The organism is Thermodesulfobacteriota bacterium, from assembly GCA_040753795.1.
Taxonomy (GTDB): Bacteria; Desulfobacterota; Desulfobacteria; order Desulfobacterales; family Desulfosudaceae; genus JBFMDX01.
The window spans coordinates 23,757-37,464 of record JBFMDX010000014.1 but is presented as its reverse complement, the minus strand read 5'-3'; the positions used below and the strand labels follow the sequence as shown (position 1 = coordinate 37,464).

Genomic DNA, 13,708 nt, shown 5'->3' with positions numbered 1-13,708 from the left:
GATAAGGACGGAAAAACGCCATGCGCTTTATTTCGCGAACATCCAAAAAAGCCGGCATATCGCCGGGGACCCTGGTCCATATCGGCGAAAAGCGGACCGATGAAGTCCGCATCACCCTCATTGAATACAATCAGGTCGACCTGTCGGAGAAAACGATTAAGGACGTTTCAGAGCTCTCACCGGACCTGAAAAACGACCAGACCGTCACCTGGCTCAACATCGACGGTCTTCATGACGTGTCGTTGATGGAAGCCGTCGGCAGAACGTTCGGCATTCACCCGCTGGTGCTGGAAGATATCATGAACACCAGCCAGCGGCCCAAGGTGGATGATTTTGAAGGATACGTCTTCATTACCCTGAAAATGTTCTATCTCAATGAAGACAATACCGTGGAAACCGAGCAGGCCAGCATCATCCTCGGCCGGAACTATGTCCTCTCCTTCTCCGAAAACATCCGGGATTCCCTTACCATCATCAAGGAACGCCTCCGCAGCGGCAAGGGCAAGATCCGCAGCGGCGGCGCGGACTACCTTGCCTACGCCCTGCTGGACACCATCGTGGATCATTATTTTATCGTCCTTGATTATTACAATGAAACCATAGAATCCCTGGAAGAGGAAACCATCGAAAGACCCCGGCCGGATACCCTGCAGGCCATTCACACCGCCAAGCGGGAAATGATTTTCTTCCATCGCCATATCTGGCCTCTGCGGGAGATCCTGGGCCAGATGAAACGGGGCGACCTGCCGAACATCCAGTCCGCTACCCAGATCTATCTGGCGGATGTCTACGATCACCTGACCCAGGTCATCGAAACCACTGAAGCCTTCCGGGATATCCTGAGCGGACTGCAGGAGCTTTACCTCTCCGCGATCAGCCACAAGATGAATGAAATCATGAAGGTGCTGACCATCATCGCCACCATCTTCATCCCGCTGACATTCATCGCCGGGGTATACGGTATGAACTTCGACTACATGCCCGAGTTGCGCTGGCGGTGGGGATATGCCGCGGTCTGGGGAATAATGATCACCGTGGCCGGAGGGTTGCTGATCTATTTTAAAAGGAAAAGATGGATGTAGACCATGGTCGCGAATTGCGGCTGTGCCTCCGCCGGATGAACGGTGTTGACAGCAAAAGTCCGGCTGATTATATATTAAAGAAACGGATTCGTAATCTTCAGGTGGCTTTCGATCATCAGCAAAAAGGAGGAGCTATGAGTACCCCCAAACACTGCCCGGGCTTTGAACAGTTCAAGAATCTGAAGTCGTTTGTCTGTAAATGTCCTAAATGCGGCGCCGGCAACGAGATTTTCTCCGATGAATTCAACCGGCCACACAAGTGCGATAAATGCGGCAAGGAAATCGACTTTACCCAGTGCACCCTGGACGCCGGCAACTGACCCCGGCCCATTTTCCGGAATGTGGGAAGAGCCCTGCCCTTGCCGGCCGATGACAGTCGTGGACAGGCGGGGACAGGGCTTTTTATGTGCCGTCTTTTACCGCCGCCGGCAAGTCTCCTCTGCGGTGTTCCTGGCGGTACTGCGCCGGCGTGACCTTCATGAATTTGGGGAATATCCGGTTGAACGTCCGCAGGCTCTCGAACCCCACGTCAAAGGCGATGTGAATCACCTTGTCGTCGGTATCCCGGAGCCGGCGGGCCGCCTCCCTTATCCTCAGTTCATAAATATAATCGCCCAGCTTCCTGCCCGTGTACTGTTTGAACTGCTTGCCCAGGCTGTCGGGGTTCAGGCCCACGCTTCTGGCCAGTTCGGACCGGGACAGCTCCGTCTGGTAGTTCTCCCTGATGATCTCAACGGCCGCCAGCATCTTTTCTTCGGCCTTCGTGGAAATCCGGGCCTGGGCTTTGGGCGGCCGGTTCTGATCCAGTGCACGGCTCTGTTCCAGGGTGCGGGTCAGCAATGAATTTTCAATGATAAAGTTTTCCAGGTTTACGTTCAGGTCGTCGATCTCATCGACCATGTCATTGTACTTGGACTCGAGCACAATAAACGTCCCCATGTACAGAAAGATGGCGCCGATCTGAATGGTCATGGTCGTGGGGCTCCAGCCGAACAGCATGGCATCAGAATCAACGTACTTGTTGAAATAGGCCCAGCCGTCGTTCATGGCGGCCAGGATGGCGACCAGGCCGAACAAGCTGAAGACGCCGGCATGATCCCGCCTTCTGGCCAGGGCTTCGAAGTGGCAGGACATGTTGTAAAATCCAATGCACCAGGTGGCGGCGATCAGGAGCGTGGCCATGAAGCGGATGTTGTCGGCGTCGGTAAAAAAGACCGCCCCCAGCAGGCAGACCGCCAGATACGTCCACAGAATTCTCTCCGGCCACTTCCTTTCCAACCGGTAAAACCGGTGCAGGAAGGCGGGATGGAACACGTTGATGGCCACCCAGGCCAGACCCAGCACTTTCAGGCGGGTGACATGATCCGGATAGACTTCCCAGGTCAGGCAGAGATCCAGAACAATGGGCAGGCCGGCAAAAAACTGGAGAAAGTAGAGATAATTTTCATTGAAGGTCAACCGCCGGAACCGGGAGAAAAGAAAGGCCAGGGTCAGGACAAAGCCGATGCTGATGGTGGCGTACCCGATGGTGACATAGATAAACCGCGAAAACGGCGCGTACCGTTTGATGTAATCGGCGTCGGCGATCATCAGTTTGCCGATGACTTCGCCGATGACGTTGTAGGAAACCCTGACGGCAATGGTATTTTCCTCTCCCCGGCGCAGGTGCCGATCGGGCAGCAGATAGGTCCGGGGGTGATTCCACATGGAGAATTCATGGGGCGGGAACTGGCCGGTCTCACCGATTTTTTCTCCATTCAGATAAGTTTGGTCGGCATTGGCGATGCGACCGAGGCTAACCCCGTATTCACCGCCGGCCTCATCCAGATAAAATTTTTTCCGAAGCCAGCACACACCCCGGATCCGGCCGCTTTTCTCTTTGGAATAAGGAACGATTTTACCCGGCAGCGCAATGGTGTCCCAGGAGGCGTCATCATAGCCTGGAAGAGAAAACGCATTGGAATCATTTAACGAAATCTTCCATTCACCGGCAAGAGGGATCATCCGTTCCGGTAAACCGATTTTAAACAACGGGAAAAACATGAAGATGGAAATCAGTGACAAAAAGAAAAAAACAGAAGCGGAAACAAGATAGTTGTTTTGAATGTTGCTGAAAAATCGAATCCGTTCAGTCATATAGCCTGCCTGGGCGGAAATTGCCGCCGATCGGAAACTTTCAAAACAATCACTGGATTGAGCATTTTCTTCTCATTTCCCGCTGATTTTGTAAACAGAAAATCAAAAAAAAGATGGCCAGAAGCAGTCAGTTCCCGGATTGGCTATCGCAAACTACCGGCAGGGACTTCTTCCTTTCCCGCAAGCAGCAGACAATTCTTTGTCATTATTAAAAATTTACTGTTATCTCGCAATGTCTGCTCCCCTGCGTGCCGGATAAAATATTGCCTGATGAAACGGCGGTCATGCCCAGACATCCCGCCAAATGGCCAGACAGGCCATAAGCCCATGGCGTATACCCTGTCATGAAACGGGAATTTCCTGTTTCAAGTACCACCAACCATTAATTTAAGGGGAAAGGAGTAGGGGTATGGCAAAGAGAGCATTCGTTATTTTTCTGATGTGTTGTGCCGTGATGGCGATTCCGGCGGGCGGATTCGCGGCCGCGGCCAAAACGACCTACCCGGTAGTCTTTGCCCACGGCATGCTGGGCTTTGACGAACTGGTGGGCATTGACTATTTCGGCAATGATTACGGCGTATTCGTCGGCGATCCCTGCGACGGTTTTCTGGAGACGTCCTGCAACAGCGAAATCGATAAGCGGCAGCAGGCTTTCGCGGCCTCGGTCAATCCCTTTCAGTCATCCGAAAAACGCGGCCTGGAACTGACTGACGAGATCGAAAGCTACATGGCCACCGTGGGCGCCACCAGCGTGAACATCATCGGCCATTCCCAGGGCGGCATGGACGCTCGCAAGGCGGCCAAACTGCTTTATAACCGTAAAGGCCGGCAGGTGGTCAAGGTCCTGGTGTCGGTTTCCTCGCCCCATCGCGGATCACCGGTGGGCAAAGGGGTTCTGGACCGGGGACCGGACGGCATCAACGCCTTCTTAAACTTTGTCGTCGACTATTTTGTCGGGCCCTTGCTGGTGCTGGATGTGAGCGATTTTGAAGCCAGCATGAAATCATTTGTGTATGATGATTACGATCCGGCCGACGGCGAAGTCACCGGCGCCAAAGCCTTCAACAATGCCTACGGCATCAACAACACCTACGTCAAGCATTACGCCTCGGTTATCACCGCCGACCAGGATGACATCAATCCCATCCTCGGCGCCCTGGGCCTGGTCGCGCCAACGGACATCGACGGCGACGGCTGGTGCGCTAACTTTGAGGACTGCGACAATGACGGCGCCGCCGGGGCCGGTGACGGCAACTTCGATGACGGCGACGATGACGGCCTGGTGGGCATCAATTCCCAGCAGATGGGCTATCGTTTGAAATACAACAATAACTGGCTGCTGGGCACCTACTTCACCCGGGACACCACCACCGGTTATGTGAGCGACATCAACCGGCCCAGCCAGATTCAGGCCACTTCTTACAGCAGCGTTATCGATGAAGACCACCTGGACGTTCTCGGACTGGGCGTGATTCCTTACATGATTCCGGACGCGTTTGACGAGGAAGAGTTTTACGGGAATTTGATCGACTATATCGCCGGCATCGACTAGTTCTTTTAACACCGGGGAAGGCCGAGGGGCCTTCCCCTCTCTCCTTTATGGTTCGTACCACATGGGGATTAAAAAAATGACACGCTATTTTAAAACAGGCTCGGTTCTCTGCGCGGCAGTTGTCGGACTCGTTTCAGCCGTCTGGATTTTTTCGGGAACAGAGGCTGATCCGTCTCCGTCGGCGGTTATCAACATGAAACCGGACGGCGCCGCTATAAACAGCCAGACGGTAGACGACTCCCTTTCTGCACCGGCCAGCGTCTTCGAAGAAACCGGGGTCGACAACGAAGCCTTTGATCCGGAACTGAACCGGCAGATGGTCGTGGCCCGGTTGAGAGAAATGTTCGATGGAAAGCTGGACCACCCCCGGATCCAGCTTCAGGTTATCGAAAAGCTGATCCGGTACCTGAAAGAGGTTTATCCGGAGGCCTGGCAGAACCACCTCATGGAGTACCTGACAGCCGCTTTTCCCGATCAGGCCAAAGCACTGTACGACCAGTACCTGAAATATTCCCAATTTACCGAATGGGTCAGCGCAAACTATTCGACGCTGATCAGCCTGAACGCGGAAGAACGGAAACAGTTGCTCTGGGCCAAGCGGCGCCAGTATTTCAGCGACCAGGCCGATGTCGTCTGGGAAATGGAACTCAAAGCCGAGCAGATGGCCCTGTCGCTCCAGGAGATCGAGCGGCGGCAGGAAGCGCCTTTTCAAGACAAGGTCAATTTTTATCTGGCGGAAATAAACGGTATCTATGACGTTCAGGCCGACACCTATCGGCGATCTTACCAGCAGAAAGTCATGGACCAGTTTCTGGAAGTGGAGAGCGTTCAGGCCGATCTGCGCCGGATGACCCCCGAGGCGCGCCGGGAAAACCTGACCCGCTTCCGCGCGGCCGTCGGGCTGGATGATGAGGCCATCACCCGCTGGTCGCAACTGGACAGCCTCAGGGACGAACGCTGGGAAAAGGGCCGGGATTACATGCGGGCCAGGCAGGAGCTCGCCTCCGTTTCCGCGGATCCGGACGCCGATTCCCGGCTCGATGATCTGCGGCAGAGTTATTTCGGGGCCGAAGCCGAAATCATCAAAAACGAGGAGCACTCCGGCCTGTTCCGCTTCAGCCAGAAGCGGGTTTATGGGAAGAATTAAGGACCGGGGAGAAAATAAAGTATCGACACAGAAAAGGGATAACGCAATAACGGAGCAGGAACGAATAGAAAATTAAGCGGCAAAAAGCTTATTAGTACCAGTTTCCAGTTTTTGGATGATGCCCTGAATAGAATCGATTTCATGCTCCCCAAAATGGACTTCCCCGCATTGCCGGCAAATCCAGGCCGGTACCCTGTCTAATGTCAGATGATATCCTTTCCGGTCAATATGGAAAGGAGCCGTCCCCTTTTCCATTTCTCCCTGGCAAAGCATGCATTTCATGGCTTATTCCTCTTTTGATAATTGTCATCCCATTCATTATCATCAGGGATGTAGGCGGTGATAACCGCCAAATAATCTTCTTTTGGCGAACAAACAACATGAATCGGACGATCACCCGTATAGCAGAGAAGACAGCTATGACCGCGCGGGTCTTCCGGATACTCTTCGATTACCTTGCCGTTATCGATAACATTCCGGATATCTTTTGTGCTGATCATTCGTTCAGCATTGGTCATCTGTCGCACGGCATGCGGCAGGAACAACACATTCTTTGCCGCACTCTCCCTGATACGCGTAACAATATCCGCCATGATATTAGTCAATATCCGTATTTTTCCGTGCGTTTATATCATTTTTATTATCAGCAATAATGGTGGATATGTCAAATTGTTCTTCGAACCCTGGCAAACCCGCATGGCGTGGCTAGGGCCATCTTGCGGTTTAAGGTTCCTGGCAAAAGTGTTGGGTTCGCGCCCTGACCCTTTTGGGGCCGGTTGGCGTCATTCGCGTCAATTTCTCGAACTCGGGCTTCGCCCTCAGACAACGAGAAATTCTTAACGCGGATGACGCCAACCGGCTTTTTCCCAAAAGGCTCAATAGTCGCTCACCCGAACACTTTTCCCAGGGGCCTTTTCAAAACGGGTCGTTCAGATTATGACTTGTTGCACGTTGTTTGCAGTAGCTGATATAAGATTTTTCCTGCGATGAATCAATTCAACAATAGCATGCAAGCATCCACCCTCTCTCTCCAATCCAAGCATTGAGTGACAGCCAGAAAATGAATACTTGAACAATGTTAGGCATATCTATTTTGAAATCAACAAGATATTTTAGGGAGGCTGTATCGCGAACAAGTGTTCCTATCAACTCATTATCTTTATACAATTCATAATGCATATATAATCGATCATAAAAAAGTTCACCTGGCTTAAGGTCATATTTATGTTGTTTAAACTCAACTATATATTTCAACCCTGCCCCATTGGGCTTGTGAGCGCTAGCCAAGAATGAATATGCCTGTGATGAAAGAAAATATTTTCCTTCAAAATGTTTTTCACGAAAAAAGCCAAAATCCCCCTCCCTTCCGGAAAAGCTGGCTGACGGCTTAAACAAAGATACTTTTAGACTTCCGAGATATTTGTTTTCAGTAAAGAATTTATAGGTTTGTAAAAAAGGTTTTTTCTTAACGCTTATCATTTTTTACTTTCATAATATTGGTTTTAATTATGGTTCATAGTACATCACACTCTGTTTCGGGAAAGACTATCGTAAAAACGACAAAACTACCCGACTACCGCTCTCATTATTCAAAATGAGTTTTGGGGAAAGTCTTTTGTGAGCGACTGGTGGTGATTTCGGAAAAAGAGCGCGAAGCAGTCCCGGCGTAAAGAATTTCTCGCTGTTTGAGGGCGCCAGCCCGAGTTCGAGAAATTCAGCCGGGACGCGACGCGCTCCCGAAATCATCACGGAGCGAACAAAGACTTTTCTCAAAAACTTCCTTCAAAAGGTTTTCTGCTTCCGCACCCCACCGATATAGTCAAAATATATCAGCAGGCCTGATAATTCCACGGAAAAATTGACTCCAGGGACCGGGCTTGTTATAGATAGGGCCATCCATTTTATTTAAGAATGCACAAAACCGTTTTCAACCTGTCTTTTGCCACTCCGGGAGGCCCTATGCGCAAATCGCTTCTTTTAGCCGTCGTTATTGCCGCTGTTCTTATTCTGCTGCCCCTGCTGACGTTTGCCGCCGAACCCCGGGTCGAGCAGTTCGCTCCCCAGGGTGAGGTCAAACAAGTCCGCCAGGCCCAGGCCCGTTTTTCCGCGGCCATGGTATCGTTCGGTGATCCCGGCCTGGCCGATCCGTTCGAGGTCAAATGTTCAGTCCCGGGCAAGGGTCGCTGGGTGGACAGCCGCAACTGGGTCTATGATTTTGACCGGGACCTGCCCGGCGGAGTGGCGGGCACGTTCATTCTCAGGCCGGACCTTAAAACCCTGGCCGGAGAAGCCCTGGCCGGCCAGCGCGAATTTGCCTTCACCACCGGCGGGCCGGCCATCATGGAATCCGAACCCTACGAGGGCGAATACTCCCGGATCAGCGAAGACGCGATGTTCTTTCTTACCCTGGATGCCGCGCCCCGGCCGGAATCCGTTCTGGAGCGGGTCTTTTTTTCCGTGGAAGGCATCCAGGAACGGATCAACGTCATTATCCCCGGCGAAGAGGAGCGACCGGAACTGCTGGCGTATTTCCGCAAGGCCTACCGTTACCTGTATGACGAAATTCCGGACAGCGGCGCCCTGCCCGACGGCCGGCACCTGTTCTTTGTCAGGGCGGCCCGGGCTTTCCCCAACAAGGCCGTGGTCAAGCTGGTCTGGGGAAAGGGCGTACAGTCGGCGGACGGCGTGGCCACCACCCAGGACCAGGTGTTGACCTTCAAGGTCCGGCCGGAATTTCTCGTCACCTTCTCCTGCCCCCGGGAAAACACCGGCGGCGACTGCATTCCCTGCCTGGACATGGCCGTGGAATTTTCCGCGCCGGTGAAGGTCGAATTCGCCTCCCAGATCCGCCTGAAGGGAACCGACCGCGTCTATGAACCCAAGATCAGCGACCGTTCCGACTCGGTTCAGCAGATTAAATTCATCGGGCCGTTTCCGGAGAATGAACGCTTCACCCTTGACCTTCCCCCGGGCCTGACGGACGACGCCGGCCGGGTGCCGGCTAACCGGGAGAAGTATCCCCTGGCCGTGGCCACCGGGTATTATCCGCCCCTGGCCAAGTTTTCATCCCGCTTCGGTATTCTGGAAAAAGCCGATCCGGTGCTGCCCGTCACCCTGCGCCATCTGGAACCGGAGATCAAGGCCCGGCTGGCAACGGTCCATCCACAGGCAACCGAACCCCAGGCAAAGGGGTTGATCAAGCGGTTTGATGACGAACGGGAGATCATCGACCGGCTCCGCCGGGTGCGGTCCGTCGGCCGGAGCCGTTCCCTGCTGGCCGGCGACAAAAGCGCCCGTTCCCTGGAAATTCCCAGAAGCCTGGGCAAAGAGGCCTTCGAGGTCGCGGGCATCCCCTTAGGTAAACCCGGCCTCTACCTGGTTGAGCTGGAAAGCCCGGTCCTGGGCGCTGCCCTGCTGGGCACGCCGCGGACCCTGTTCGTGCCCACGGCCGCCCTGGTCACCAATCTTTCAGTTCACCTGAAAAAAGGCCGCCAGTCTTCCCTGGTCTGGGTCACCACCCTGGATAAGGCTGAGCCGGTGCCGGAAGCGGCTGTATCCATCCGTAACGCCAAAGGGGAAATCCTCTGGCAGGGCCGGACCGACGCCAACGGCCTGGCCGTGGTCAACCTGAACCTGGACGCCAAAGCCGGCAATCCTTATCTTGAAGCTGACCGCGCCGGTTCCGGCCATGGCCCGGCCATCGGCAAACATGAAATCCAGGATGACGCCTGGATGGATTACCCTCAGTTAAACGCTCTTGATTCCATCGATTACGGGCTGTTCGTTTTCGCCCGCACGGCCGATGATCTCAGCTTCGTGCACTCCTCCTGGGACAAGGGGATTGAGAACTGGCGTTTCGGCCTCGGCTACGGCGGGAATGACAATCCCCTGCTGGCACACACCGTGTTCGACCGGCCCCTGTTCCGGGCGGGTGAAACGGTTTCCATGAAACATTATATCCGGCGGCATGACATGAACGGTTTCCTGCTGCCGGATAAGGGACAGCTCCCGGCCCACGCGATTATCCGGCATCAAGGCGGCACTGTTTCGGAAGAAGGTGATGAAGGCTATGACGCCAAAATCCCTCTGGAGTGGGATAAAGCCGCCGGCGTGGCCGAAAGCGTCTGGACCATTCCCGGGGACGCCCGGCTGGGCACCTACACCGTCACCTTCGAACACAAGGATATTTATTATAATGAAGGGGGCTCATTCCGCGTCGAGGAGTTCCGCATCCCTCTGTTGAAGGGATCGATCCAGCCCGTTCTTCCGGAACTGGCAGCAGTGTCAGCGGCTGATCTGGACCTGCAAGTCTCCTACCTGTCCGGCGGCGGCGCCTCCGGTCTTCCGATAAAGCTGCGGGCCATGGTTGAACCCCGCCACGTAAGCTTTGACGACTTTGAGGGCTACTCGTTCGGTACCGGCGGGGTGAAGGAAGGACGCGAAGGCCGGGCGGACGAGTCCGATGAAAGCGCCCGGTCTTTGAAAAAGACCCTGCCGGCCAGAGACCTCACCCTCGGAGCGGGCGGCGCCCTGCGGACGACCATCGACGGCATCCCGTCATCCCCGATGCCACGGACCCTGCTGGCCGAGGTTGAATTCAGGGACCCCAACGGCGAGATCCAGACCATCTCCCGTTCCCTGTCCCTGTGGCCCGCCGGGCTGGTGCTGGGCCTGAAGCCCGACAACTGGACATCGGTAAAGGACAGCCTGACCTTTTCCGTGGCCGCGGTCGACCCCTCGGGCCGGCCCCTGCCCAACGTGAAAATTGACGTGAACGGGTTCCAGCGCAAGCGCTATTCCCACCGCCGCCGCCATATCGGCGGGTTCTATTCCTATGAACATGACAGCGAGGTCATCCGGGTGGGCCGCCTGGCGACGGGCACCACTGACGAAAAAGGCATCCTGCACTGTCATGTAGAAGCACCGGTTTCCGGCGAACTGATCCTTCAGGCCGAAGCGGTCGACGCCGGGGGCAGGCAGGCCGTGACCCAGCAGGCCGTGTGGGTGGCCGGCGGGGATGATTGGTGGTTTGAAGCCGAAGACAGCGACCGTATCGACCTGCTGCCGGAAAAAAAGAGTTACGAACCCGGCGAGACCGCCGTCTTCCAGGCGCGCATGCCCTTCCGTGAAGCCACGGCCCTGGTCACCGTGGAACGTGAGGGCGTGATTGACGCTTATGTTCAAAAAGTGTCCGGAACGGACGCCGTCGTCCGGGTTCCGGTCAAGGGCACCTATGCCCCTAACGTGTTTGTTTCCGCCCTGTGCGTGCGCGGCCGGGCAACGGAATTCGCGCCCACGGCCTTGGTGGACCTGGGCCGGCCGGCCTTCAAGATGGGTCTGGCCGAAATCCGGGTGGACTGGCAACGCCATGCTTTGAACGTCGACGTCGCTTCTTCCCACAACACCTATGCCGTCCGCGATAAGGCGCCGGTAACCATCAGGGTTCGGACGGCCGACGGCACGCCCCTGACCGGACGGTCGGAAGCGGCCGTAGCCGTGGTGGACGAGGGTCTGCTGGAACTCATGCCCAACGACAGCTGGGACCTGCTGACGGCCATGATGGGCCGGCGTTCCAATGAAGTGGAGACCGCCACGGCCCAGGGCCAGGTCATCGGCCGGCGCCATTACGGGTTGAAAGCCCTGCCCCAGGGCGGCGGCGGCGGCGCCATGGCCACCCGCGAAATGTTTGATACCCTGGTGCTGTGGCAAGGCCGGGTTCCCCTGGACGCCGACGGCCGGGCCTCGCTGGAAGTGCCCTTAAACGACAGCCTTACCTCCTTCCGCATCGTGGCCGTGGCCGATAACGGCGTCGACCGCTTCGGGACGGGATATACCACCGTCCGCACGACCAAGGACCTGATGGTGTTCTCCGGTCTGCCGCCGGTGGTGCGCGAAGGCGACCGTTTCCGGGCCGGTTTCACCGTGAGAAACGCTTCCGACCGGAAAATGAAAATCGGCCTTACGGCCCGCCTGCGTTCCGGCGATTCTATGCGCGAGCTGGAAGAGATCACCTGCCGCATCAAACCGGGCGAAGCCGACGACATCGGCTGGACCGTTGAAACGCCTGCCGGGGCGGATGGCCTGGAATGGGAGGTGACCGCCCGGGAAAAAGACGCGGAAGCCGGCGACGCCATCCGCGTGCGTCAGAAAGTGGTGCCCGCCGTTCCCGTGCGTGTGGTCCAGGCCACCCTGGAACGCCTGGACAAACCCCTGGCCCTGAATGTGGCCCGGCCGGCCGAAGCCCTGCCGGGCAAAGGCGGAATGGCCGTGCGGCTGTCGCCGACCCTGGCCGGCGCCATGCCCGGCGTGGAGCGCTATATGCGGGAATATCCCTTCGGCTGCATGGAGCAGCGGGTGTCCCGGGCTATCGCCTTAAATGACGAGACGCTGTGGAAGGGCATCCTGGCTGACCTGCCCCGGTATCTGGATGACGACGGCCTGGTGAAATATTTTCCCGTCTGCGCTAAGGGCAGCGATGTTCTCACCGCCTATCTGGTGGCCATCGCCGATGAAGCCGGCCGCGAGATTCCCGCTGACCTGAAAAAGCGCCTGGAAAAGGCCCTGGCCGGATTCGTGGAGGGCCGGGTCATACGGCATTCGGCTCTGCCCACGGCCGATGTTTCCATTCGCAAGCTGGCGGCCCTGGAGGCCCTGTCCCGAAGCGGTCAGACCGAGCCCGACATGCTCGGCTCCATCACCATCGAGCCGGACCTCTGGCCCACTTCGGCCGTACTCGACTGGATCAGCCTCCTTGCCCGCGTGCCGCAAATCACCGACAGCGTCCGGCTCCGGGAGGAAGCCATGCAGACCCTGCGGACGCGGCTGAACCTGCGGGGCACGTCCCTGGGTTTTTCCACCGAAGCCGGCGACAACCTATGGTGGCTCATGGTCTCCGGTGACGTGAACGCCGTCCGGACCATCCTGGTGCTGTTTGATCTTCCGGAATGGCAGGCCGACCTGCCCCGGCTGGTCCGGGGAGCCATGGCCCGACAGCGGCAGGGCCGGTGGAACACCACCACGGCCAACGCCTGGGGCGTGCTGGCCATGGCCAGATTCTCCCGGGCGTTTGAAAAAGACCCGGTGGCCGGCTTGACCACGGCCCTGCTGGACGGAAAAGAAGCAATCTGCAACTGGACCGCCCCCGCGCCGGCGATCGATCTGATGCTGGACTGGCCGGATACGGCAAGCGACATGACCGTCCGCCATGACGGCGGCGGCGCGCCCTGGGCAACCATCCGCGGCCTGGCGGCTATCCCCATCACCCAGCCCCTGTCGTCCGGCTACCGGATCGTCAAGAGCATTACACCGGTTGAACAAAAGGAGAAAGGCCGCTGGCTGACCGGCGATGTGATCCGGGTGCGCCTGGAAGTGGAAGCCCAGGCGGACATGACCTGGGTGGCGGTGGCCGATCCGATTCCGGCCGGGGCCGTCATCCTGGGAACCGGCCTGGGGCGGGATTCGCGGGTGATGACCGGAGACGAAAAGTTCTCCGGCGGTCCGGCCTGGCCGACGTTTGAGGAGCGTTCCTTTGAAGCCTTCCGGGCCTATTATGAATGGATGCCCAAGGGCAATTATTCCATCGAGTATACCCTGCGTCTGAATCAGGCCGGGGAGTTCCAGATGCCGCCGACCCGGGCCGAAGCCCTGTACGCGCCGGAGATGTTCGGCGAAATACCCAACGTGCCGTTTACGGTGGCGGGAGATGAAGAGTAATTTTGACATCCTCGTAAAAATTTATTTTGTTCGCTCCGCGATCCTTTTGGGCGGTCTCAAGTCCCTTGGCTGAATTTC

Annotated in this window: 9 protein-coding genes; 5 read left to right on the top strand and 4 right to left on the bottom strand. The window is 56.7% G+C overall.

Annotated elements, in window-relative coordinates; genetic code table 11:
* Positions 1–20 precede the first annotated feature (20 nt).
* Positions 21–1,082, top strand: a complete 1,062-nt coding sequence (corA, locus tag AB1724_14915) for a magnesium/cobalt transporter CorA (GenBank protein ID MEW6079100.1) — start codon at positions 21–23, stop codon at positions 1,080–1,082.
* 134 nt (positions 1,083–1,216) lie between these two features.
* Entirely contained in the window at positions 1,217–1,402 is a 186-nt protein-coding gene (locus AB1724_14910) for a hypothetical protein (protein MEW6079099.1), read from the top strand.
* Between the two features lie 82 nt (positions 1,403–1,484).
* On the opposite strand, the gene AB1724_14905 is transcribed toward AB1724_14910, so the two are convergent.
* A complete protein-coding gene (locus AB1724_14905) occupies positions 1,485–3,218 on the bottom strand; it encodes a helix-turn-helix domain-containing protein (GenBank protein MEW6079098.1) in 1,734 nt (577 codons plus the stop codon).
* Between the two features lie 409 nt (positions 3,219–3,627).
* Here AB1724_14905 and AB1724_14900 point away from each other — a divergent pair, with 409 nt between their 5' ends.
* Both AB1724_14900 and AB1724_14895 read left to right on the top strand, forming a co-directional pair.
* Positions 3,628–4,770 carry an acetyltransferase gene (locus tag AB1724_14900; protein MEW6079097.1) on the top strand — a complete coding sequence of 381 codons (1,143 nt, stop codon included), beginning with the start codon at positions 3,628–3,630 and terminating at the stop codon, positions 4,768–4,770.
* Positions 4,771–4,963: 193 nt separating this feature from the next.
* Positions 4,964–5,917: a hypothetical protein gene (locus tag AB1724_14895; GenBank protein MEW6079096.1), complete on the top strand. Its 954-nt coding sequence runs from the start codon at positions 4,964–4,966 to the stop codon at positions 5,915–5,917.
* A 72-nt stretch (positions 5,918–5,989) separates the two neighbouring features.
* Here AB1724_14895 and AB1724_14890 read toward each other — a convergent pair whose 3' ends face one another.
* From AB1724_14890 to AB1724_14880, 3 genes are all read right to left on the bottom strand, one after another.
* On the bottom strand, positions 5,990–6,190 hold the full coding sequence (locus AB1724_14890; protein MEW6079095.1) for a YgiT-type zinc finger protein: 201 nt from the start codon (positions 6,188–6,190) through the stop codon (positions 5,990–5,992).
* 5 nt (positions 6,191–6,195) lie between these two features.
* Positions 6,196–6,510: a DUF4258 domain-containing protein gene (locus tag AB1724_14885; GenBank protein MEW6079094.1), complete on the bottom strand. Its 315-nt coding sequence runs from the start codon at positions 6,508–6,510 to the stop codon at positions 6,196–6,198.
* Positions 6,511–6,913: 403 nt separating this feature from the next.
* On the bottom strand, positions 6,914–7,396 hold the full coding sequence (locus AB1724_14880; GenBank protein MEW6079093.1) for a hypothetical protein: 483 nt from the start codon (positions 7,394–7,396) through the stop codon (positions 6,914–6,916).
* Between the two features lie 480 nt (positions 7,397–7,876).
* On the opposite strand from AB1724_14880, the gene AB1724_14875 reads away from it, so the two are divergent.
* Positions 7,877–13,630: an alpha-2-macroglobulin family protein gene (locus tag AB1724_14875; protein ID MEW6079092.1), complete on the top strand. Its 5,754-nt coding sequence runs from the start codon at positions 7,877–7,879 to the stop codon at positions 13,628–13,630.
* Positions 13,631–13,708 lie beyond the last annotated feature (78 nt).